The 22,681-nt window shown below is 42.0% G+C and carries 19 protein-coding genes, 1 tRNA gene, 1 pseudogene and 1 riboswitch; of the genes and pseudogenes, 10 read left to right on the plus strand and 11 right to left on the minus strand.

The genetic code is table 11. From position 1 onward, the window contains the following. The first annotated feature begins 99 nt into the window (after positions 1 to 99). Both fabL and QYB97_RS01675 read left to right on the plus strand, forming a co-directional pair. Entirely contained in the window at positions 100 to 852 is a 753-nt protein-coding gene (gene fabL / locus QYB97_RS01670) for an enoyl-[acyl-carrier-protein] reductase FabL (RefSeq protein WP_301164222.1), read from the plus strand. A gap of 207 nt (positions 853 to 1,059) precedes the next feature. Then, positions 1,060 to 2,673, plus strand: coding sequence for an MDR family MFS transporter (locus QYB97_RS01675; protein ID WP_301164223.1), 1,614 nt, complete (start codon positions 1,060 to 1,062; stop codon positions 2,671 to 2,673). A 24-nt stretch (positions 2,674 to 2,697) separates the two neighbouring features. On the opposite strand, the gene metX is transcribed toward QYB97_RS01675, so the two are convergent. Beyond that, positions 2,698 to 3,780 (minus strand): homoserine O-acetyltransferase MetX, encoded by a 1,083-nt coding sequence (gene metX / locus QYB97_RS01680; RefSeq protein ID WP_301164224.1) that lies wholly within the window; start codon positions 3,778 to 3,780, stop codon positions 2,698 to 2,700. An 87-nt stretch (positions 3,781 to 3,867) separates the two neighbouring features. Beyond that, positions 3,868 to 3,978: riboswitch (SAM riboswitch) on the minus strand. Positions 3,979 to 4,141: 163 nt separating this feature from the next. Between metX and QYB97_RS01685 the strand changes: the two genes are divergently transcribed. Then, positions 4,142 to 4,630 (plus strand): universal stress protein, encoded by a 489-nt coding sequence (locus QYB97_RS01685; protein WP_301164225.1) that lies wholly within the window; start codon positions 4,142 to 4,144, stop codon positions 4,628 to 4,630. Positions 4,631 to 4,663: 33 nt separating this feature from the next. On the opposite strand, the gene QYB97_RS01690 is transcribed toward QYB97_RS01685, so the two are convergent. Then, positions 4,664 to 5,278: a cell wall hydrolase gene (locus QYB97_RS01690; protein WP_301164226.1), complete on the minus strand. Its 615-nt coding sequence runs from the start codon at positions 5,276 to 5,278 to the stop codon at positions 4,664 to 4,666. A 215-nt stretch (positions 5,279 to 5,493) separates the two neighbouring features. Here QYB97_RS01690 and QYB97_RS01695 point away from each other — a divergent pair, with 215 nt between their 5' ends. The 3 genes from QYB97_RS01695 (at position 5,494) to QYB97_RS01705 (ending at position 7,841) form a co-directional block, all read left to right on the plus strand. Continuing rightward, positions 5,494 to 6,054, plus strand: coding sequence for a cysteine dioxygenase (locus tag QYB97_RS01695; RefSeq protein WP_301164227.1), 561 nt, complete (start codon positions 5,494 to 5,496; stop codon positions 6,052 to 6,054). A 206-nt stretch (positions 6,055 to 6,260) separates the two neighbouring features. After that, entirely contained in the window at positions 6,261 to 7,097 is an 837-nt protein-coding gene (gene proC, locus QYB97_RS01700; protein WP_301164228.1) for a pyrroline-5-carboxylate reductase, read from the plus strand. Between the two features lie 123 nt (positions 7,098 to 7,220). Next, positions 7,221 to 7,841, plus strand: a complete 621-nt coding sequence (locus QYB97_RS01705) for a DUF2238 domain-containing protein (RefSeq protein ID WP_301164229.1) — start codon at positions 7,221 to 7,223, stop codon at positions 7,839 to 7,841. On the opposite strand, the pseudogene QYB97_RS01710 reads toward QYB97_RS01705, so the two are convergent. Further along, positions 7,821 to 8,732, minus strand: a pseudogene (locus QYB97_RS01710) (fructosamine kinase family protein). The gene QYB97_RS01705 and the pseudogene QYB97_RS01710 sit on opposite strands and share 21 nt — an antisense overlap. 50 nt (positions 8,733 to 8,782) lie before the next feature. Between QYB97_RS01710 and QYB97_RS01715 the strand changes: the two are divergent. Next, on the plus strand, positions 8,783 to 10,648 hold the full coding sequence (locus QYB97_RS01715) for a prenyltransferase/squalene oxidase repeat-containing protein (protein ID WP_301164230.1): 1,866 nt from the start codon (positions 8,783 to 8,785) through the stop codon (positions 10,646 to 10,648). Here QYB97_RS01715 and QYB97_RS01720 read toward each other — a convergent pair. Then, the gene (locus tag QYB97_RS01720) at positions 10,629 to 11,294 is read right to left on the minus strand and encodes a GDSL-type esterase/lipase family protein (RefSeq protein WP_301164231.1); all 666 of its coding nucleotides are present in this window, start codon (positions 11,292 to 11,294) and stop codon (positions 10,629 to 10,631) included. The genes QYB97_RS01715 and QYB97_RS01720 overlap by 20 nt on opposite strands. A gap of 123 nt (positions 11,295 to 11,417) precedes the next feature. Between QYB97_RS01720 and QYB97_RS01725 the strand changes: the two genes are divergently transcribed. Together QYB97_RS01725 and QYB97_RS01730 are read left to right on the plus strand one after the other, a co-directional pair. After that, positions 11,418 to 11,494: transfer RNA gene (locus QYB97_RS01725), tRNA-Pro, on the plus strand. A 133-nt stretch (positions 11,495 to 11,627) separates the two neighbouring features. Then, positions 11,628 to 12,542: a tyrosine-type recombinase/integrase gene (locus QYB97_RS01730; RefSeq protein WP_301164232.1), complete on the plus strand. Its 915-nt coding sequence runs from the start codon at positions 11,628 to 11,630 to the stop codon at positions 12,540 to 12,542. Positions 12,543 to 12,587: 45 nt separating this feature from the next. Here QYB97_RS01730 and QYB97_RS01735 read toward each other — a convergent pair whose 3' ends face one another. Both QYB97_RS01735 and QYB97_RS01740 read right to left on the minus strand, forming a co-directional pair. Next, positions 12,588 to 13,079 (minus strand): hypothetical protein, encoded by a 492-nt coding sequence (locus QYB97_RS01735; protein WP_301164233.1) that lies wholly within the window; start codon positions 13,077 to 13,079, stop codon positions 12,588 to 12,590. Positions 13,080 to 13,083: 4 nt separating this feature from the next. Beyond that, positions 13,084 to 14,079 (minus strand): DUF6731 family protein, encoded by a 996-nt coding sequence (locus tag QYB97_RS01740; protein ID WP_301164234.1) that lies wholly within the window; start codon positions 14,077 to 14,079, stop codon positions 13,084 to 13,086. A 144-nt stretch (positions 14,080 to 14,223) separates the two neighbouring features. On the opposite strand from QYB97_RS01740, the gene QYB97_RS01745 reads away from it, so the two are divergent. Then, positions 14,224 to 14,394 (plus strand): hypothetical protein, encoded by a 171-nt coding sequence (locus QYB97_RS01745; protein WP_301164235.1) that lies wholly within the window; start codon positions 14,224 to 14,226, stop codon positions 14,392 to 14,394. Positions 14,395 to 14,686: 292 nt separating this feature from the next. Here QYB97_RS01745 and QYB97_RS01750 read toward each other — a convergent pair whose 3' ends face one another. From QYB97_RS01750 to QYB97_RS01770, 5 genes are all read right to left on the minus strand, one after another. Further along, positions 14,687 to 15,292: a hypothetical protein gene (locus QYB97_RS01750; protein ID WP_301164236.1), complete on the minus strand. Its 606-nt coding sequence runs from the start codon at positions 15,290 to 15,292 to the stop codon at positions 14,687 to 14,689. 26 nt (positions 15,293 to 15,318) lie between these two features. Then, on the minus strand, positions 15,319 to 15,696 hold the full coding sequence (locus QYB97_RS01755; protein WP_301164237.1) for a hypothetical protein: 378 nt from the start codon (positions 15,694 to 15,696) through the stop codon (positions 15,319 to 15,321). A 57-nt stretch (positions 15,697 to 15,753) separates the two neighbouring features. Next, positions 15,754 to 16,071, minus strand: a complete 318-nt coding sequence (locus tag QYB97_RS01760) for a hypothetical protein (protein WP_301164238.1) — start codon at positions 16,069 to 16,071, stop codon at positions 15,754 to 15,756. Between the two features lie 163 nt (positions 16,072 to 16,234). After that, positions 16,235 to 16,507: a hypothetical protein gene (locus tag QYB97_RS01765; RefSeq protein ID WP_301164239.1), complete on the minus strand. Its 273-nt coding sequence runs from the start codon at positions 16,505 to 16,507 to the stop codon at positions 16,235 to 16,237. Between the two features lie 599 nt (positions 16,508 to 17,106). Beyond that, positions 17,107 to 22,629, minus strand: coding sequence for a phage tail tape measure protein (locus tag QYB97_RS01770; RefSeq protein WP_301164240.1), 5,523 nt, complete (start codon positions 22,627 to 22,629; stop codon positions 17,107 to 17,109). Positions 22,630 to 22,681: the final 52 nt, after the last annotated feature.

Here is a 22,681-nt window from a genome sequence, read left to right on the forward strand (position 1 = left end):
CAAATACCAAGGTCTCCACCCTGCATTGACATTGCCTGCGAATCTCTTTAGAATTTAGAATTAGTACCAAGTGCTAAATGATAAAAAGGACGTGTTTTTTTGAGAAAAAAAGTAGCTCTGATCACAGGCGGAACACGAGGCATTGGCAAGGCCATCGCTTCTAAATTCGCGGCTGAAGGATACAACCTTGTCTTGAATTTCATGAGAAAAAAGAAAGATGCAGAACAAACGAAGCAAGAATTTGAAGAAAAATACGGAATTACCGTTCATATTGTTAAAGCAAATGTTGGCGACCTCGAGCAAATTAAAGCATTGTTTATGGAAGTTGACCAAACATTCGGGCGATTGGACGTCTTCATCAACAATGCCGCTTCCGGTGTATTGCGGCCACTGATGGAAATCGAAGAATCCCATTGGGACTGGACACAAGATATCAATGCAAAAGCGTACCTGTTTGCTTCCCAGCAAGCAGCACAGCTTATGGAGAAAACCGGTTCAGGAGCGATTGTTGCCCTCTCCAGCCTCGGTTCAATCCGTGCACTTCCCAATTATGTTGCTGTCGGGGTGTCTAAAGCATCTGTTGAAGCCATCACCCGTTATTTGGCGGTAGAACTGGCTTCCAAGAACATTGTCGTTAATGCGGTATCGGGCGGTGCAGTTGATACGGATGCGTTAAGGCACTTCCCAAACCGTGAAGAATTACTGGAAGAAGCCAAACAAAAGAATCCTGCAGGCCGAATTGTTGAGCCGGCAGATCTTGCAGAAACCGTCTATTTTTTATGCACACCTGCGGCAAGCATGATCAGAGGCCAGACCATTATTGTCGATGGCGGGCTGTCCTTATTGGCATAAATCGCTTGAAAAACGCTCCTTTTAAAGAACTGTCACCTGATAGCGTGACAATTCAGGGGGCGTTTTTTCTTTTAAAAATATATTGACTGACCGGTCATATCGGTAATATAATAAGAAAGTGCTATATGTATAAGTTATGTATTCGCCCACTGACCAGTGGGTCATTTTTGTGATGCATTCAATTAATAAAAAGATAGGAGATAACAGATGAACAATGAATTAACCCCCTCTATCAACCGAAACATGGTCCTCCTGGGCCTTATTATCGGTATGTTTTTTAGTGCGATGGAACAAACGGTGGTAGGTACAGCGATGCCGACCATCATCGGAGAACTGAATGGTTTTTCCATATTTGCCTGGGTTACGACCGCTTACCTGATTACGTCAACCACAATCATTCCGATTGTTGGTAAGCTGTCCGATATCTACGGACGACGGCTGCTTTATCTGATTGGTACGGTAATATTCGTTATCGGATCCGCCCTTTGTGCGACCGCCGGTTCCATGGAAGAATTAATTATTTACCGTGGTATTCAAGGTCTTGGCGGCGGTATGATCATGCCGCTTTCCCAAACCATAATTGGGGATATTTTTACTGCCGAGCAGCGTGCAAAATGGCAGGGTGTCTTCGGCGCCATTTTTGGTTTAAGCTCTGTAATTGGTCCATTTATTGGAGGATTCCTGGTGGATACCATCAGCTGGCACTGGATTTTCACGATTAACGTTCCATTTGGTTTGTTATCGGCCATTTTGATCTTTATTGGAATGAAGCATGAAATGGTTCGGCCAAAACATGAGGTCAATATCGACTACTGGGGTATCGTCACGCTGATTCCTGCCATTGTTCTGTTACTGCTTGGCCTTACCTTTGGAGGAGATAAATTTGATTGGGGTTCAATTGAAAGTGCACTGATTTTCGGCTCTTCCATTGTACTGATGATTATTTTCGGATTTGTCGAGAAGAAAGCCAAAGAACCGATACTTGATCTGTCCTTGTTTAAAAATCGTGTATTTGCTGCAACAAATGCGCTGGGGTTTTTGCTTGGTCTTGGAATGTTCGGAGCGATTATGTTCGTTCCCATGTTTATGCAGGGTATTATGGGTGTGACTCCTACACAGGCCGGATCAACCATGACCCCAATGATGATCTCCCTCATCCTTGCCAGTATCGTTGGAGGAAGGCTTTTATTGAAGCTTCCGTACCGGACTGTGTTAACAGCGGGTATGCTTATTACGGCTTTTGGTTTTTACTTGATGAGCACAATGGGAGTGGAATCAAAAGAAATTACGGCTTATGCTTACATGATCATCATGGGATTTGGTATGGGTCTGGTTATGCCTACCCTGATGATTGCCATCCAGAATGAATTTCCGAAGGGCAAACTCGGAGCTGTCACATCGGCTTCCACCTTCTTCCGTTCCATTGGCGGTACGATTGGTATTACTGTTTTGAATGTTGTCATGAACCACTCCCTGGAAAGCAATATGCAAGACGTTGTAAAGGAACAAAGCAATCCCATGCTGCAAGGAATTTTCCAGAAGCTTGCGGATAAAACGGATGCGTTGTTCAGCCTTCTCATTCATCCTGATATGCTTAAACTGCCAGACGCCATCAAAGGTACGGTTATCCATTCCATTCAGACGGCATGGAGCAGTTCATTTACTACCGTCTTTATGACTGGTCTAATCTTTATCGGTGCCGGTATCCTGGTCGCACTTTCTGTAGGCAGCGGGCGGATTAAGAGTGAAACCCGGGCACAGGAAACAAGCGTTCCTTTGGCCGAAAAAGCCGCTGGAGAAATTTATACCAAAAAGACATGAAGCAATTTTTGCTTCATGTCTTTTTTATTTGGAAAAAAATCGCTCCAGGTATGGACCCCATTTTTCGAATTCTGTTAAAAACCCATCATGGCCGAAAATGGTATTCACCTCTTGGAAGAGTGCCTTTTGGCTTTCTTCATTCACACTTTCGGTAAATGTCTTCATCATGGCTGGCGGGTACAACAAGTCCTCGGTAAAACCAAGACAGAGCATTTTCGCCCTGTACCCTTTGCTTGCTTGATGGATTCCTCCTCTTCCTCTGCCGATATCATGGCTGTCCATTGCCTTCAGCAGGGTAAGGTAGCTGTTGGCATCAAACCGCTGGGACAGCTTTTGTGCCTGATAATGAAGATAGGTTTCAACAGAAAACGAGGCTTCGTCTGATATGGAATACCATTCCTCCGTTTGTTCCCGCTGAAATCGCTGATTAAATAATGTACCCGAACGGTAGGTCAGCATACCAATCATTCTTGCGATGCCCAGTCCTTTGGCAGGAGCCGTATCTGATGAATAATTTCCGTCACACCATTCGGGATCACTTACAATTGCCGTTCTCCCTATGGCATTGAATCCTATGGCATAATCACTTAGAGCAGGTGTAACCGCAATGGGAATCAGACGGTCCATCATATCCGGATAGAGCAATCCCCACTCCAGAACCTGCATTCCGCCAAGCGATCCTCCAATAACCGTGTCAAGTGAATGAATGTGAAGTACCTCAAGCAATCGTTTTTGAGCCTTGACCATATCGCGAATTGTGATAACCGGAAAGTGCCCGCCGTATCTCTCCCCTGTCAAAGGGTTGACCGAAAGCGGTCCTGTCGTTCCTTCACAGCCGCCAAGGACATTGGTAGTAATCACCTGGTACTTTTCTGAATCGATATATTGGCCCGGCCCGATGAGTCCCTCCCACCATCCAGGTCCGTTATCCGCCGTTACTGTATATTGATTTCCTGTAAGTGCGTGGCACACCAAAATAGTTGGAGCATCAGCAGCTCCTTTGCGCTGATAGGCAACATGAACATCAGGCAATGTTTTTCCGGATTCCAGAACCAGGTCCCCTATCTCAGCCACTTCATTTTCTATTGCTGCTTGTGCATTTGCCATCAGATATCCCTCCGATTTTCTCAAACAAAAAACACCTCTCTTTTTAGAATCAGAGAGGTGCAATCATCCATTTAAGGGCTGTACCATCTCTTATCTGTCAAAGTGCTTTGCCTTTGCAGGATTTGGCACCAGTACAGAAGTTTCTCTGCAGGTTGCCGGGTATCATCGGGCCAGTCCCTCCACCACTCTTGATAAGAGTTTACTATTCGATTATGAACAACTTTAATACGTTCAAAAATACAGCAGTCTTAAGAATTTGTCAATCAGAATTCCGAAAGATTTTTATTATTTGTCAGTGTGTTTGCCTTTCTTCTATAGCGGGTAAAAGTTAAGTAAAGTATATTCCAAAAGAGGTGAGGGTATGCCTTCCTACCAAAAAATCCTGGTTGGTGTAGATGGTTCCCATTCTTCGGAAGCTGCGTTTTACAGAGCGATTGAAGTGGCAAAAGAATATCATGCCAAGTTGTATATCGTACACATCACCGAAGACCGCCTTCCTGCTGCTCCAATGGATGCCGGAGCCATTGCTATTGAAATGGACAGGGATCAAATGACAGCAGGAACACTTTTGGACGACTATGAAAAATTGGCCAGGAACCATGGATTAAAACATATAACCACTTTATCCAATTCCGGTTCACCGAAAATGGAGATCCTCTCATTTGCCAGTATGCATGAAGCTGACCTGATCGTCTGCGGTGCAACGGGCTTAAATGCAATGGAGCGGATCTTCATCGGAAGTGTTTCCCAATATATTACGCGTCATGCGAATTGCGATGTGCTGATCGCCAGAAACAGTACAAAAATTGAAACTTCAGGATTAAGCATCAAAAGCACGAGCCAACGGTAAAAAAACCCCGTCCTGGAGAGACGGGGTCATGTATTATTTGCTGAATGTATGGTTTCCAATGATTGTAGTTGCAGGTTTGGTATCCAGCCATCTGCTCACAGCTGTCTTTTTATTGTAAAAGAACAGGGAGCCTTTGGTGTTATCATATCCGGATAACGCCTTATCCACAGCCTTTTCCGCTTCCGGGGAAGGCTTTTTCAAATTGTTCTCCATAACCGGCTGGAATTGTCCTTTATCATAGATGACATCATGAATGGAATCAGGAAAGCCGTCATCATCAACGCGATTCAATACAACCGCTGCAACTGCTGCTTTTCCTTCAAAGCTTTCACCCATGGCTTCTGCTTCTACGAGGGAAGCGAGCAATTCTTTATCTTCTGGCGTTGCTTTTATTTGTTCTGGCGCAGGTGCAGGTTTTTCAACGCTTACTCCCTTAACCGGCTGCACTTCTAAATTTTGTCCCGGATAGATCAAGTTGCCGGTAAGACCATTCTCCTTTTTGATCTCCTGAAACGGCACGTTATAGGATTGTCCAAGCTTCCAAAGCGTGTCCCCTTCTTTGACCGTATGTGCACTGGCTCCTGTTCCTCCAGCTATAGACAGCCCAATGGCTGCAACTCCTGTAATGATACTTATCTTTTTAAACATGTATCGTTCCCCCTTGAATCGTTTTTATTTTTCGCCTGTTATGAAAAGACGATTCCGGACAAAACGCGGACGTTTTTTACCTAACGCAGTCCCTAGGAGGTAGGTTTCGGGCATTAACCTTATTTTGTGACCATTGACTTACAGATTATCTGGTTATTGAACAAAAGGTCCCCCTCATAAAATAAAATAATAAGTACTCAGAAAGGATGAAGAGCGTGACCTTTCAAGAACGCATTGCCATGTTGTTTGGTTCCTTGCTTAAACCCTCTTCCCGACAGCTTTTCACTGCCCTGAAACAATTAGATGCCCGGCTCGAAGATGTGTTTCCTTTCCTGAAAGAACCTGATAATAAACCCTATGGAAGACAAATGATTTATCAAAATGACCATTTAGAAATTCTTTTAATGCAATGGTCTTCATCCATGGATTGTTCACCTCATGATCATGGCCAGTCCTATGGCTGGGTCCAGGTTATTTCCGGCAGTTCTGACCATTCTATTTACGAAATTCCCTCTGACAGTCTTCCGCGGGAGAGAGTAAAACGGAAGGAAAAAAGCGGTTCTTTTTTAAATGTCGGAAAAGGAATGATTCATAAAATGGGGTCAGCCGGAGAAGAGCCCCTGATTACGCTGCACGTGTATTCACCGCCAATCAGCGGAATGAAGGTTTATGATTTAAATAAGTGTGCAGTCTGCATCGTCTCAGAAGATTGCGGTGCCTGGTGGCCGGAGGAACAAAAGCAGATGCTGAAAACACTGCAGCTGAAAGGGTCTTGAACTACAAACCATTAAATCCTTCCATATTCTAAGATTTAACTCCATTTAACATCCTGTACAAAAACCAGTCATGATTTACTGGCGTATGATTCCTTTTTTACCCTCTATTCCACTGGTCCCTCCTTAAGGGTTGAAACTCTTTTTCATCATGTTATGATAAGAACTTATATGACGAAATTGACTACACGGCAATAAGGAGAGGTTGCATGTTAGAAACAAAGAAAGTGCTTTTTATTGGAGCAGGTTCAATGGCAGAAGCAATTGCTGCCGGAATGGTCACACAGGATAAGGTGCCTGCAGGCAATATTATGATGACTAACAAACAAAATGAAGACCGACGAATTGAACTCAAGAAAAAATACGGGATAGGAGCATTGCCCTACCATAAAGCTAAAATTGATGAAGCGGACGTCGTTATTTTGGCCATGAAGCCAAAAGATGCAGAAAGTGCATTATTGGAGCTTGCTCCTCATGTAAAAACAAATCAAATCATTATGTCGGTACTAGCAGGGATTTCGACTTCTTATATGGAAGAAATTCTTCCAGAAGGACAGCCCGTGATCCGGGTGATGCCTAATACCTCTAGTACGATCGGAGAATCGATTACGGCGATCACTGGCGGCCATTCGGTATCAATGGAGCATATTGAACTGGCCAAAGCATTATTCACTGCGATCGGAAGAGTAAAAGTAATTGAAGAAGAACAAATGGACGTTTTCACAGGAATTGCGGGAAGCGGACCGGCTTATATTTACTACATTCTTGAGCATATTGAAAAAACAGCGGTAGCTGAAGGTTTGGATGAAGACATGGCAAGAGAAATTGCCGCTCAAACCGTATTTGGCGCCAGCAAGATGGTGCTTGATACCAACGCTGACCCTGAAACGTTAAGAAAAAAAGTAACATCCCCAAATGGGACTACTGCCGCCGGACTCGATGCCCTTCGTGAAAATCATGCGGGACAGGCATTTTCCGAAGCCATTTTGAGCGCCAAGAAACGATCTGCTGAAATTCGTGAGCAATTTGAAAAAGTTTCAGTTTAAACCAACAAAACCATCACCCCCTTTCATTACAGGGTGATGGTTTTTAGTTTGAAGTAATAACAGGTATAGCCTTCCCTTCTCTTCTTCATACTGTTAAAGAGAAAGTGAAGGAGCTGTCACATCATGCCTCGTTTTAAAATCATTGACTTTATTCTCTTAGCAATCATTGCTGCTGTTTTTATATGGTCGGCGATTCAACCCCAGGATTATTTTACCTGGGTTCTTGAGGTTTCACCCGCTGTGGTGCTGCTTATCATTCTCGTGATCACGTACCATCGCTTTCAGCTTACTGCCCTCTCCTACATCATCCTCACTGTTTTAATGGTCTTGATGTTCATTGGAGGACATTATACTTATGATGATGTTCCTTTGTTTGAAGGCATCCAAAAAGCCGGCCACTTCAAACGGAATGAGTATGACCGGTTTGGCCATTTTTTAAAGGGGCTCGCAATTCTGCCCATACGGGAAGTAATCCTTCGTTCATCTGGTGTAAAAAGCAAAGGTTGGGCAGACGCCTTTAGCTTAGGCTTTATCATGACAATTGCTGCTCTCTATGAAATCGCTGAATGGTTGACTGCAAAAATCGCCGGCACTCCGGCAAAAGACTTTTTGGGAACACAGGGAGATATATGGGATTCCCAATGGGACATGAGTCTTGCCTTTTTGGGAGCTCTTCTGTGTTTACTTCTGTTTTCCCGCTATCATAACAAAATGATGGCCGTATCAGGATTGAAACCGGAGTAAAGTCCTGTCAACCGAAGGACCATACCCTTCCCCAAATAAATTTAAATGTACAAGAAGGTAAAAGAGCTGATACAATTCTTTCCGCTCTTCATAGTCTTGTCCCAGCGGACGATAGTATGTATATGCCTCATAAAAGGATGAAGAATACCCTCCAAAGACCTCGGTAAATGCAATATCCATTTCACTGTGTCCGTAAAAAATGGCAGGATCAATTAAAACAGGTTCTCCCTTTGAATCACTCATCCAATTTCCTCCCCACAAATCTCCATGAAGCAAAGAAACTTCCGGGTATGATGGTATCCATTGTTTCATATCATTCATCAGCCGTAAGAGATTTTAATGCCGACTGCCATGTATGGTTTTACCCTCCACTCCCAATTTTACCTGAGGCTTTATTCTTTTGTTGATAAAATAGTCGCCCCATGAATCATGCCATCCGTTTTCCTGAGTCAGGGTGCCAATATAATTATCATCATCAAGTCCGTAGGTTGCCGGTCCGCTGCAACTGTGGAGCTTCGCCAATTTCTCTCCCAAACGCCTTTCTGTGTCCTGTCCTTTAACTTGCCCGATCCATTCAGTAAGCAAAATGCTCGGTGTTCCTTTTATTTGTGAATCATGGCAGAAATAAGCCTCCGGCACTTTTATGGTTTTCGTTTCTCTGATAATATTGAGCCCTTTTGCTTCGGAGGCGAAAAAATGAGGGCGGTATTGTTCTTGAACCTTCATAAAATAGATGTTCTTTTCGGTACTCACCCTGTACGCTTGATTTATGCTGCCGCCGGCTACTTTCATTAAGGAAATATTCTCACCTGTATCGCCACGTTCTTTTAAATACGGAGAAATACACTGAATCAGCTTGTCTTGAATCATAAACCACACCACCTGTTTCATATAGTTTGAAGATCATGCATTTAAAACGAATGGAGCAGAAGGTGAAATGGATGCAAACGTTCATCGGATTAAAAGAAGGTATTGATTCGAGGCGCAATATGCTGCTTTCCATGCAGCAGGAGGATGGTTCTTTTCGGTTTTGCTTTGAAAACCCGGTCACCACGGACGCTTATTTATTGGTGCTGCTTGTTCTCTTTAATTGGAAGGATTATCATCTGAAAGAGGTGCTCGTGCGGCGGATTCTCTCCAAACAATCTTCCGATGGCACATGGAGAGTTTACCCGGATGAGAAGAAAGGCAACCTTTCAGTCACCATAGAAGCATATTGTGCGCTTTGCTATTATGGGATGGATGTTCATGACAAAAGCATGCAGCAGGCAAGAAGCTTTATTCTGTCTGAAGGAGGACTGAATAAAGCCAATATATTGACCAAAGCCTTTTTGGCCATGAATGGGATCCTTCCCTGGCCCCGCCTTCCGTTTGATCCCGGCCTCTTAATTGATCTGCCGGCGATATCCCCGCTTCAGCTTTTTGACTTGAGCAGCTTCGCCCGCATTCACTTTGTACCCATGATTGCTGCCATGAGAAACCAGTTTTCGATCTTGCATCCTGCCAAAGATCATCTTTCCGGCTTAGCACCCTCGCGTGATAACTTGGGCTGCTGGGAGGAATTTGAGATCCCTGCCCTTATCCGTTTTTTTACAGAGCACGGCTTATCCTCAGACTCAATAGATGAAAAGCTCGAAAAGTACATGCTGAACCGTATCGAGAAGGACGGAACTCTGCTCAGCTATGCCATTTCCACTGTTTTTATGGTATATGGACTTCTCGCTTTGGGGTACTCCATGGATTCCCCAGTGATTCAAAAAGCAATTTACGGCATTACTTCTCTTCTATGCTACAATGGGCAGCAGTACATCGTTCAAAATTCGCCCTCCGCGATTTGGGATACTTCCCTCAGCTTATACGCGCTGCTGGAATCAGGAATGTCACCCCTGGATCCGCGGATGCAAAACGGGATCCACTTCTTACTGAAACACCAGCATACCGTTAAAGGCGACTGGCAGTATCACTGCCCGGAAACTGCTCCCGGTGGATGGGGATTCTCGGAAAGCAACTCCCTTCATCCCGATCCTGATGATACGCAGGCGGCGTTGCGGCCGCTTTCTGTCCTTTCACAGTATTCAGGACATGTTTTGCATTCCTGGCAAAAAGGAATCAACTGGCTTTTAGCCATGCAAAACGATGACGGAGGCTGGGCATCCTTCGAAAAAAACACGAATAAAGCATGGCTTGGGGAACTTCCCATTGACCATGCCTATGACGCATTAATTGATGCTTCGTTTCCTGATATGACAGGAAGAATCCTGGAATTTCTCGGCACCTGCAGCCCGCTTACCCTAAATGATGCTTCCATTCAAAGAGCAGTCAGCTGGCTGCAGCAAAACCAGGAAGCTGATGGCTCATGGCGGGGACGCTGGGGAGTTTGTTATCTTTACGGGACATGGGCCGCAGTAACCGGAATGGGCGCAGCCGGTTTTTCTCTCCATGAAGATTGCCATTTGCAAAAAGCAGAGAAGTGGATACGTGATATCCAGCACGAAGATGGCAGCTGGGGAGAATCCTGCTCAAGTGACATACATCAAACCTATACACCTTTGTCCTATGGAACACTTGTCCAAACATCGTGGGCACTGGACAGCCTCACCTGTCTGCATTCCGTGCCTACCCCCGAAATTGAAAAAGCGGTCCGTTACCTTCTTCATTCACAAGCTCTGCCAGTTACACAGCCTTACCCTACAGGCATCGGACTCCCTGGCTATAATTACGTGATCTACTACAGCTACAGCCATATCTATCCGTTACTGGCTCTAAGCCATGTATACACGAAATATGTCAGTCATGGTGGGGGCTGAGCACTCCGTAACCGGTGTCATAAACGGCTTGGGCAATGACACGATGCCCGATGCTGTTTGGATGAATGCTGTCCCAGGACAAAAGCTCTTTTTCACGTCCGACGAATAAGGAATAAATATCTGCCACCTTTACGTTCGGCATGGTTTGAAATTTCTCCATATGGCGGTTGAAGAGTCTGACCCATTTGTAGGCGATGTCCCACCGGTGATAAGGATTATAAATATTCGTCAGCCGGATAATATAGCTGCTCCTTCCTTTTTCTTTGAGTTCAATAATTTCTTTTAAAATACGGCTCATATTTTTTTTGCACTCTTTTAATGTCATGTGCAGTTCCGACTCTTGTTTGTTTAGCAGGTATCTTTTCCCTGCTTTTATCAGGTCGTTTCCGCCGGCAGTAATGGTAATAATCTCTGACCTCTGCAGTGCCCTTCTCACTTTTGGCTCCTCAATGGAGGTCAAAACATCCCGGGTCGTATAGCCGTTTGTTGAGTAATTATGAAGGTCATATGTCTTTAGCAAAGCATGCTCGGTCAACAGGTTATACCTGCGGGCAAAGCTTCCCCATTCATCGGAAGCACCGATTCCCACGGAAATGGAATCACCCAATGCAGTATAGTGAGAATGTATTTTCCATGATAAGCCCATCGTGCTCGCACCTTTCGCACTCAATTATTTATAAATATGAAGAAAGAGAGAAAGGTGTACGATATTTCTGGATAAATTTTCTTGCCATTTATTTTGGCGGGATGATATATTTTAATTAGTCAACGGGATGTGGCGCAGCTTGGTAGCGCGCATGCATGGGGTGCATGAGGCCGCAGGTTCAAATCCTGTCATCCCGACCAGAGTAAAAAAGTCCAATAGTATCAAGGGTACTGACGCAACGACCTTCTTATGGAATGGGTTGTGGTTAGCCCCTGACACTATTTGGTTTGCAAAGACCACTACTGTATAAAAACTTTAGGAGGTCTTTTTGTTATGCATTTGAAGTTTGCTATTCAAGAATTTTATCAGGAGAAAAGGTTTGAGAATGTAACTGAAAACACATTCAAAGGGTACGAGTATTTATTTAAGATTTTTGAAGCTTACTGCGAAGAGTATGGAGTGGAAAGAATCGAGGATATAAGTTCACGAGTAATAAAAAGCTTTATTGTGCATTGTAAGAATGAGCGTGGCAATAATCCAGTAACCTTGAATGATCGATTGAATCAGCTAAAAACTTTTTTCAATTGGCTAACAAAAGAGAAAATAATAAAAGAAAATCCCGCAAAGGAAATTAAGAAGCTTAAAGAAGATGTGCGTATTCATACGTTTACCGATGATCAAGTACACCAGATGTTATCTTACTTTAGAAGGCAAAAACGAAGGGAAAACTCATTTCATTCAATTAGAAATTACACCATTATTCTAACTTTATTAGGTACAGGGATTAGAGTTGGAGAACTTGAGGATTTAAAATGGGATGACATAGACTTTAAAGCAGGATCGATACGGGTATTTGGTAAGTCCAGAAAAGACTCCACTGTACCACTTTCCAGTGTTCTATCGAAGGAACTTGCGTTGTATAGAGTGTATTGTGAAAAACAATTCGACAGGCCTTCACCATACGTATTCGTCGATTTAAAGAATGAGTCCATTTCAAGTAATGCAGTCAAGTGCGTGTTCAAGCGAATGGCTAAAGTATTAAACTTTAAGGATACGCGCTGTTCCCCACATTCTTGTAGACATTATTATGCTAAGAAATATATTCAATCAGGCGGTGACATCGTTTCCCTTGCGAGAATTTTAAGACATACAAATATAAAAACTACAGAGCGGTATCTTCATTTCTTTGGTAATGATCTTAAAGAAAGTAACGAAAAATATAATCCTTTAAATAACTTAAATATCTAATGCATAAAAAGCCCCTACTATCCAAGTGGGGGCTTCATTAATTACCTATTGTCTCCTTGATCTTGTGGGAAAGTTAAAGTTCTTTACAATGATATCTGTAACAAGTTTGACCGAAATAAAAGAACCAACACCCATTAATGAAAAAAATATGAACCAAATTCCTACTCCGATTGAAGACAGATATTTACTTGGTGAAGGTGGCAATAAATTAATTATAATGGATATAAGAACAACCAACAGTCCAAAATTAATTTGATTTCTCAAGCTAACATAAAGCCGGTGCTGAAAATCCGGAAAAATTTCCTTTAGTCTAACAAATGCTGGACTTTCCTGGAGTGTAATAATTAATGTTAAAAAAACACCATTTACTCCTATCACTATTGAAGCAAATGTTACAATATTACCTGTAACAGATCGAATGTTAACTAAATAACCTCTGTAATAAAGATATCCAATTACAATCCCGGCTAAGACTGATAAATATAAAGAGTTCTTCTCCCAGGTTTTTTCCAAAAAATCATAAACCTTGTTTATCATAACATCACTCCGGTTGAATTGGCATTAATACCCTTCTAATATCAGGTCTTCTGTTATCATATATATCCAAAAACGTATGATATAAGTACTCATGTGCTACTGTTGTTCTAGGTGCTACCTCGATGCCAAAACGATCAGTCATCCTTGGTTCGAGTAAGTTAACGGTTTCAACCTCTGCTTCTTCATTTTCTAAAGCAGTTAATTCAATTTGTGGTCGTTGTTCTTCAGGTAAAGCGTTGTATACTTCAATGAGTTCTCTAATTCTAATGTCATTCAAAGAAGCCGTCCTTTCCGCTCTTCCTATTGATATAGTTAAATCAATTTTAACTCCAGCCACTTCGTTCAATAATTGCCGTGCATCACCAAGTAAGCTACCTTGATGAAGTTGTGCATCCATCATTACATTTGAACCTCTTACCCTTACCTTCTTGTAGTAATCAGCTTGAATTACTCTTTCTATTTTTGAGCGGTCAATAATCGGAGCCAACCTTACTACTAAAGGAATTTCATCTGCTCCACCAATAATATCAAGGTATCTGAACCTCAATTGAGTCAAAACATGTTCTGTTTGCTTTGCTGAAAGACCATATAAATTGGATTGTAACGCAACCGAATTATATCGATTATCATACAAAACAGAAACAAACTCACCGATAAATTCATCTTGTTCTAACAATATCTCTTCCTTTATTTCTCCAAATCGTTTTTTTGATGGTATGTTTTTATCTCTAAGTTTAGAAAGCTGAAAACTATATAAATCTCTACCTCGATCATATGTATATGAATCAGATTCTATTTCAGAGTACTCATCACCAAGTTCAACATTGGTATCAAAGGTTTGATGATTGGCCATTAAGTAATCTAAAAATGCCGACATATCCCAAATATCCGCTACATCCTCTTCAATAAATGCGTCCTCATTTAATTCTTCTCTTAACGCAATTGGAGCAGGTACTAGTTGTACCTCAAAATAGTTAAACCTTACATATTTCCTTGGCATTTAGACATCTCCTTTAATTCGATAAAAAATTAACCATTTCCTTCTATTTTTATAATATTACTAATTAGAGTTTTTTTCCATATTTAATTAATCTTGCAAGTTATAAAAACCATTTCTTACACTGGAATAAAAGGAGATGATACTTTGACTAAACGTAAGCGAAAAACAACTTTCAAAAAATGTATATTTGTTGGTGAGGGACAAGAAGACATCAGAGATATTTTAAGAAGGCAATTTGTTAAAGAGTTTAACAGGCGAAATTTTGGTCGCGATATAGCTCTACAAGATGAACAAAACTCGAAGAAGAGAAAGTAAAAAAAGACCTGGCAAGGGATGAAGGAGTCCCAAGCTAGGTCTTTTTCTTGTAACTATACATTATTGACCAGGCGAATGGTCTTTGCCTCAAACGAGTTCTTTCTCAATTCAGTTTTACTCCTACGCTGATAAGAGCTTTTTGTGCGTTTACATAACGGAAATATCCACTTAAAAGTTTAGTCGAAGAATAGAAACAAAACGCGGCGCTTTTATTTTTTTTATTTTTTTGGGGTAAGACTTCGACTATCCCCACTTGCTACTGGCCTTCATCCGACCGAATCCAGCCAGTTTATTACTTACCTACGTATATAAATTTCTTATTTTCACTTAATGAAGAGTTAGGGGTTACGACTTTGATACCGAAATCACCTAATCTGTCGAGATTCTTCTCTAGGATATTGGCGAGCTCGTACCTGGATACTCCGAAATCTATAAATCCTCTGCCCATATGATGATGAACAATCGGTTGAAAGATATCTATATCTAAAGTTTCGCGCCTTTTTACGATATCGGCCAGTTTTTCCAGGACTTCTTTCTCCAGGCTGTTAAATTGACCGGCTACACTTTCATCTTGTTCATCGTATAGATTGAAGAATTTTCCTGTATCTCTTACGATAAGACCGAATGACTCCAGGTATCCGATGAACTTTCGCTTTCTGTCCAAGTCTGATACGATCCTTCTCATGTCTTTTGAGTTCAAAGTAGTATCAGAAAAGAAGTGAAGAAGATTCTTGTTAAGGTTGTAAACCATGTCCAAGTTCTCCCATTTTCCTTTTAGATAATCCTTATGCTCTCGCATAAAGTTTGCCATTGCTTTAGCGATCTTCTTATCGTTTGGTTTCCCATCTGTTCTAAAATCGTGCTCCAATAGTTTGTTATACCATTTGTTCTCCATCATAATAATCATTCTCCTTTAGAATTGTTTTATTTGAGTCCATCAAGCCAGTTTGTTTTATTACTTGCTTCTCTTAAACGTTCTACAGGGTTTTTGTAATCGTTCCCTAGAAGTCGTTTCATCTCTTTATCGTGCTGTTCACGTTCTCTACGCATCTTGTTTTGCAATGCATCAAGATGTTTACCTGATTTATCATCCATCCACGATGCGTTTTCTTTACCTTCTCCTAATCCTTCCAGGAAATTGTTTTCTGAAGGGGTAGAAGATTTGGTATCGAGCTTAGTTGAATTAGATTTGATCGACAGCTCGCCTTTTTGCTGTTCATTCATCTTGTTTATGGCTTTTTCACGGATATCTGAAATCGTGTACTTCTTCAATGGCCCGGAATGACCTAATTCGAATGGCATTTACTTTCGCCTCCTTTCAAAGTATTGTTGGCCATTGCCAGATAAAAGGTTAAGGGATTAGTTGACCCCCTCGCCTTTCACTTGGATCAGGCTTTCAATACCTTTATTCTTCATGAATTTATTTTCATCGATCTTAAATGAATGGCCGGTGAATCCATTTTCAACCATTTCCACTCCAAGATAATTTAGCTCCTTCAAGAAGAATTCATCGCTGTAATAATATCTAAGTGCTTGCCTTGTAATGTTGAATAGATTTCTAAGCTCGTAAGAAGATGTCTCTTCGTCTTTGGTTATCTTCTTGAAAAATACTTCTTTAGCTACTTCTCTTGCGAACATTCGTTTGTTATTTATCGCATTAATCTGTTTTTTGTTCATCCTATAACCTCCTTTTCGTTAGATAAAGAGAAGGTAAAGGAACAAACCGATAAGGACGATACCTTGTCCTCTATCTACTCTTGAATCTAATTTGTATTCAAGCTCTCTCCATTGTCGTTCCATCGACATTTCACTCCTTCCATAGAGTATGGATTCTGATAAACTATTTAATTCTGTTTGACCTTATCTTTACAACGTGTTCTACAAAGCCATATTCTTTCGTGAATAAACGAGCATCGATTTTCAATGATCCTCTATTAAACTCCTTTATTACTTCCTGGACATCATTACTTAACTCTTCGGAGAATTTTACCTCCAGAGTTACGACGATATCCTCTTGTTCCTTCATAGCCCTTACCGCTCCTAACCTTGCCCCTTTTATAGTTGCCAGGATGCATGCCGCCAACTTCTTGTCCGTTGTCGTTATCGTTGTCACGTTTCCACCATCCTTCCTCCTTGTCTTCAGGGTAGATAGATAATTTCGCTAGAAGCTCCTTCACCCTATCAACATGCTTTTCATCATAAATAACCTGGAAAAATGTTTTGCCGTCTATATGATGAGTTTTGGAAACTGATCCTGGAATGTTCTTCGTTATTGCCTTAACCGAAAGAATATTTGTAGTTAATAAGTACTTTTGTTTTACCTCCTTTAGTTGTCGTTAAAATCCTTATGTATCAAGCGTTTGAGTTTGTTTTGTTGTCGTTTATATTGTCTCTTTTTAACTCCTAAAAAAATGGGGTGGACTAGACCCCGATTTGATGGAGTTGATATTAACATGGAACATATACCAGTGTTACGCCCATAAAAAATTAAAAGGAGGGGCCAGTGAAGCCCCGATGAATTTCGTCCACCTGGCAAGCAGACAACAGAAGAATCAGTAAGAAGTGAGCATCAGGGTAGGCGGCCCGTATCTCTCCTTCTCTAGTACCATTAATACCGGCCAACTCCGATTTTTTCTCACCTTTAGTTGTCGCGTTAGTTGTCACCTTTAAAAATAAAAAAAGAGAAGGGAAATTCCCCTCTCTCAATGGTTTTTAGCTTCGTCCTTCTTCTTCGTCGATCATATCTTTCAAATACATAGCCAATTCTTTGAGCTCCGACTGACTAGCAAGTGAAACTCCAGTGTTAACGATGTATTGTACATTCTTCACTGTGGTAGTATTAGCTTCGTAAAGCTGTGAATCGGACGATGAAGATGGTTCTGTTGTTCCAATAGAGCTTGAAGCCTGGTTAACTGAAGAAATTCCCTGTTTAACCCGGTTGAACGTATCAATGATCGTTTGACCTTGAGCGTTAACCATTGCTACAGTACCTTCAGCATCGCGGAGAATGTTACCCCAAACATCGGTATATTCCCTTCGATTCTTAGCACTTTCAAGTTGACTTTGAAGGTCCTTATACTCTTGAGCTAACTTCTCCATTTCGCTCTGATTCTTGTTGATCTGTGAGCTACTTTCTTTCATGACCTTGTTTAAGTAATCATACTCTTCCTTAATCTCGGCCAGTCGATCCCTTAACGGCTCTTGTGCTTCAGCAATCAACTTGCTATCAGATACCCCTTTACCCTTCATATCGTCAGAAGTCTTTTTGATACGGGCATTTAAGCTATCCATGAGGCTTTGTAGCTCATTCAAACGCTTCGTATCATCATTTGTCTTCAATCGATATTCGAGTAAAGCTGATTCTTCAGCTCTCACTTTGATCTTGTTTTGAATATCTTCGATCTTCTGTTGGACCTTTTCAGCTTCCGTAAGACCTTCGAAGTCCAATCCAAGAGCACTCAAGATGCTACTTGATTTGCTGTTCACGAAATCATTTTTCTTCTCTTCAAGCTGTCGATCTTTCATACCTTCGTAAGCATCCATCAAAACTTTTACGTTTTCAGTCGCTTCTTTGACTTTCTTATTGAACATGTCCATCCAGATATTGTTGCGATCCATCTGATAGTTCTGGACATTTTGGCTTACGCTTTCAGTGATACCCTTCCAAGCGGATTGCTTTTGCTTGGTTGATAGACTCATGAAACCTGCTTCGTCGAATCGGGCCTTGGCATACTTGAGATTGTCATACTGTTGAAGTGCTGTGATGATTGTCTTGTTGTACTCAAGTTGCTTTTCCTTACCCGCATTTTTGAAAATGTCTCTGTTGTCCATCATCTTCCAAACATCGTAAGAAGGTTTGTCATAACCAGAATCACCGATCTCCTTCATCTTGCTCATGTAAGAGAAAATCCAATCGACCTTATTATCGTACCACTCTTGTTCATGGGCCGGTTTCTTTGGTGTGGACTTCTTAGCAGGAGAAGAACCGTAGTATCCTGGAGAAACGTATGATCCGTCTTCGGTTTTGATCAACTTACTCAATTTCAAGATAGCACCCGCAAAAATCTTGTTGGCGTTCTTGATTTGAGGGTTAACCTGCATCAAGTGATAAATGCTAGTGTTAAACTTGTTGGCGAGTTCTCCGAGAGTATCACCCTTCTTGATCTTGTAATCCCCGACAATACCACCGTTCGCATAAGCTCTGACACCCAACATTTTGCCTGTTTGCTCGTAAAGCTCCATGGCTCTACTTCGGCGTTCTGAAGAAAGGGGGATAATCATTTCTGGCCCTGCTTCTCCGACAAGTCCCATATGAGGCTTATCGATCATACCGCCGTTCGCGTAAGGTTTGTAACCTCCACCCTTCATCATTGACTTGATACCAGGATGACCCCAAACTCCACCGTATCGACCATCCATGTATCGAATAGCCGCGACAGCAGAAGCGACAGGATTTGTTTGTCCACCCAAACCAGGCAATGCCCATCTTCTGAATGTTGACCCTATCACCTGGAATAAACCAATGGAAGGATCGCCACGTTTGGCATTAATATCCCAATTATTGGTAGCTCTAGGATTAAAGCCTGACTCGTGTTTCGCGATGTTCATCAAAGGAGATAACCAAGACATCGGTTTACCAGTGATCTTCAGAGCTTGCAGGATGGCCGCCTGTGCCATTTTAGCACCGCCCCCTACAAAGTTACCTAAAGAACCGATAGCTTTGTCCATGAGGCCTTGAATCGCGTTCACAGCCATTCCACCGATAGCCTTTACAGGACTTCCGCTTCCTTTTCTGAACCAATCAGGAATTAAGCTGTCTGTCAGACCGAACTTACTTGTCGCAGATTCCCAAACAGCCTTTGGCCCTTTAGTGATTGCATCGAAGAAGTCACCGACTCCACCCGCATATCCAGGGAAACCATAAGATTTAAGGAGCTGTTCAGTGTGCTTGTTTGGAAGTACAGAAGAACCTTTAGGGAGATCGCCGATCAATTCAGGCCCACGAGCTCCGACAACAGTAGTTCCGACTCCAGGGATGTGTGCCAATTCAGGCCCTTCTTCACCCACGATAGCCGGGCCACCTTTATGTCCAGACCTGGAAGTACCTACCGCATAACCGGCAATTTGAGGCCCGCCTTGTCGAACGTGAGGCGTTGATTTGCTAGATGACTTAATACCGAAAATTCCTTTGATCCATCCCCAAATCTTGCTTACAGTATTCCACAAAGAATTCCAACCACCAGTAACACTTTTCATCTCATCGTCGTTTGCTTTCTTATGTCCTGCGGCTTGTTCTTTGGACATTTGAATGACAAAACTAGATTTGTCTTTAGAAGACTTCTGAACCTTTTTAGAACCGTCCATCCAATTCTTTACAGTATCGTCGGTCTTCTTTTTCTCTTTGTCCATTTGATCGTTAGTCTTCTTTGTTGTGGTCTGGGCCGACTTAACCTTGTCCCACATGGAAGCTCCTGTCTTTTTAGCGTTGGTGTTATAGGCCTTGGAGTTTTGTTCTATGTGCTTGTCGTTCTCCTTGGTGCTCTTATTTAATTTTTCGTTATAGCCCATGACGCGTTTCATTTTCTTTTCGTAAGCATCAGCAGAAGCTTTTTCCATTCTCTCGCGAGCTTGCTTTTCTCTCCTGGAAGTATCTTCAGCATTTTGAGCAGATAGAAGTTGTTGGGCTCGCCTTTTATCTTCCGCTTTAGCTGTTCCATCGGCCATTTTACCGGTTAATTCATCGAGCTCTTTCTTCTTTTTAATTTCCTTGTCGATGACTTTAGGATTTTTAGCGATTTCCTCTCTCGATCTTCCTGTAGCTTCAGCTAATTTATCTAAAATCTCGTTGTAAATCTGCGTTTGTAAAGAATCTTTGTTTTTGACTCCGGAAAGAAGTTCGACAACGGCTTTTTGTTCCTTCAGCTCTTTTACCAACTTGTCACCAAAACCAATTACGTTCTCTATCAGAGATAGATTTTCATCAATTTTTTCATTGTAATCGTTGTAAGCTTCAGTATTAGGCGCTAAACCTTTAAGCCTTTGTTCTTCCATTACTTTTTGCGCCTTTTCAACGCTTCCGGAAAGTTCATTCTGTCGATCCTTAACTTTCTTGACGGCCTCTGCCATGGATATAGTCGCTACGTTCTTGATACCCATTTGCGCTAATTGGTCCAATTCGGCTTTCTTTAGAACGTCTGCTGCTTTTGTTTCCTTACCGTAAGCTTTGATAAGCTCGTCCTTACTCATCTTCACGCCTTGGATAAGTCGGCCATATTCATCATACTGACCCATTTGAACAGCAATCGTACTGTAGTTTTTGCTGATATCCTTGTTCAATTTTTGTTCTGTTTTCCCAAGAAGCTCGACCTGTTGTTGGTACTTGTCAATATTGTAAGTATCAACAGAACCATCTTTGATCATGTCTAAGAATGCTTTGTACTCTTTCCCTGCTGTCTTAGCTGTTTCATTTAGCTCTTTCTGCTCTTGCTTGACCTTTTGGAAATGTCCGAAAAGCATTGTAGCGCCCGTGATAGCGAGAGAAATCCATCCGAAAGGATTTAATAGAGTAGCCGCCGCGAGTCCCTTCATGGCCGTTCCTATACGTCCTACGGCTAGAGACATGGTAGTAGCTGTCTTAGTGCTTGCTCCCATAGCCATCGCGAAAGCTTGAGTCCTGGTAGATGCTGTCGCCATGGATGCTTCAGCTAATTCTGCATTTGTTCTCATCTTTTGGAAGTTGTAAGAAACAGTCAATAAACCGGCCGCAAATGCTCCGATAGCCCATGTCCAACCGCCAAATTTATCGAACATAGCAGTTAGTCCGCCCATCAAATCATTTACAGCTATGAGGATTAGACCAAACGCCTGTTTGATACCGTTATCTCCCAAAGTTTTAGACAACTTCTCAAATGAAGTTTTAGTCATGTTGATTTTTGCTTCAAGAGACTTCATGTATCTTTCATTCTCTTTTTGTGCTGATCCCCATGACTTCGTAGCTGTTTTAGTTGCATCTATGGCCGTTTCGTACTTATTCATCAAACCTAAGAATCTCGAAACCTGGTACCGGCCGGCCACCTTGATAGCGATGTTCTGTTTCTCTTTGTTCGTAAGTCCATCCCATTTACCATGCAAGTCGCCCAAAATATCAGAAACTTTACGCGCATCCCCGGTTACAGGATCAAACACGTTAACCCCTATACCTTCGAGTGATTTCATAGCTCCAGAAACAGTCGTTACACGAGAGTAGATTGTTTTTAATGAGTTCCCCACAATAGAACCGCTTTCCCTTGTAGCTGTCGTTATCGCGGTTATGAAACCTTCGTTTTCTTCCATCGATACTCCGAATGCTTGAGCTACACCTGTAGATTTCTGGAGAGCAGTAGATAGGTTATTTACATCAATCGCGTAATTGTTCGTTACGGAGTTCATTCTATCTACTAATCCTGCTGTTTCGGTGATTCCTTTATCGTATACATTCATCAATGAAGAGATCGTCGCTTGAGCTTGTGTAACGTCAATATCACCAACGTTAGCAAGCAAGGCTGTAGCATCGACCAAACCTTTAATCTTGTCCTGGCCGAATCCTTCTTGAGCAAATGCAATCCCGATTTTGTTGATTTCGGTTAATTTGCGGCCAAACTTATCCGCTGAATCACCCATATCATCGAAAAGATTGTTGTAATTGGTTCCATCATCCATTACTTTCTGGAAGTCTACCAATTGAGAATCGAGCTCGACAATAGTATTAATTACCGCTCTAATCGCTCTCGTAGTTCCAAAAATAGCCGCCGCGCCAACTGTCCATTGGATCATACGTTCACCGGCAATTTTTGTAGCTTCAGCGAATGAAAGTGTGTAGCGATTAAGCCCCTTCATGCTTCGGTGAGCTCCTTGGATTCGGTTATCGAAGTTTCTAAATCCAGAGGCACCGGCGTTAATGGCTTTCGCGTTAACTCCACTGTTTACAGCTCTTTGGAATTCCTTAACGCTTTTGGTTGCTTGTTTGTTTGCTGTTTGAACCTTTTCTAATGTTCTTACATAGGCATTTTGAGAGCTTTCGGATCGTTTTGCTGAAGTCGATACTCTATCGAAGCTACTTGAGACAACATTACTCGTCTTCTTCAGCTTATCCATATTCGAATTCAGTCGGTCCATAGTACGTATTGCTTTTTCTAAACCTTTGAGAGCAGACGTATTTACATCAAACTGAATGCCTATTCTTCGATTATCTGACATGTCCTTTCTTCCTTTTTTGTTTAGAGGCCCATCTTACCGCCTCATTTTGCCT

This window comes from Fictibacillus fluitans (assembly GCF_030418125.1).
GTDB classification, from domain to species: domain Bacteria; phylum Bacillota; class Bacilli; order Bacillales; family Fictibacillaceae; genus Fictibacillus_C; species Fictibacillus_C fluitans.

Coding starts and splice junctions, on each gene's coding strand:
- QYB97_RS01675 (WP_301164223.1), top strand. CDS start 1,060: ATGAACAATGAATTAACCCCCTCTATCAACCGAAACATGGTCCTCCTG.
- metX (WP_301164224.1), bottom strand. CDS start 3,780: ATGGCAAATGCACAAGCAGCAATAGAAAATGAAGTGGCTGAGATAGGG.
- QYB97_RS01685 (WP_301164225.1), top strand. CDS start 4,142: ATGCCTTCCTACCAAAAAATCCTGGTTGGTGTAGATGGTTCCCATTCT.
- QYB97_RS01690 (WP_301164226.1), bottom strand. CDS start 5,278: ATGTTTAAAAAGATAAGTATCATTACAGGAGTTGCAGCCATTGGGCTG.
- proC (WP_301164228.1), top strand. CDS start 6,261: ATGTTAGAAACAAAGAAAGTGCTTTTTATTGGAGCAGGTTCAATGGCA.
- QYB97_RS01705 (WP_301164229.1), top strand. CDS start 7,221: ATGCCTCGTTTTAAAATCATTGACTTTATTCTCTTAGCAATCATTGCT.
- QYB97_RS01715 (WP_301164230.1), top strand. CDS start 8,783: ATGCAAACGTTCATCGGATTAAAAGAAGGTATTGATTCGAGGCGCAAT.
- QYB97_RS01720 (WP_301164231.1), bottom strand. CDS start 11,294: ATGGGCTTATCATGGAAAATACATTCTCACTATACTGCATTGGGTGAT.
- QYB97_RS01730 (WP_301164232.1), top strand. CDS start 11,628: ATGCATTTGAAGTTTGCTATTCAAGAATTTTATCAGGAGAAAAGGTTT.
- QYB97_RS01735 (WP_301164233.1), bottom strand. CDS start 13,079: ATGATAAACAAGGTTTATGATTTTTTGGAAAAAACCTGGGAGAAGAAC.
- QYB97_RS01740 (WP_301164234.1), bottom strand. CDS start 14,079: ATGCCAAGGAAATATGTAAGGTTTAACTATTTTGAGGTACAACTAGTA.
- QYB97_RS01750 (WP_301164236.1), bottom strand. CDS start 15,292: ATGATGGAGAACAAATGGTATAACAAACTATTGGAGCACGATTTTAGA.
- QYB97_RS01755 (WP_301164237.1), bottom strand. CDS start 15,696: ATGCCATTCGAATTAGGTCATTCCGGGCCATTGAAGAAGTACACGATT.
- QYB97_RS01760 (WP_301164238.1), bottom strand. CDS start 16,071: ATGAACAAAAAACAGATTAATGCGATAAATAACAAACGAATGTTCGCA.
- QYB97_RS01770 (WP_301164240.1), bottom strand. CDS start 22,629: ATGTCAGATAATCGAAGAATAGGCATTCAGTTTGATGTAAATACGTCT.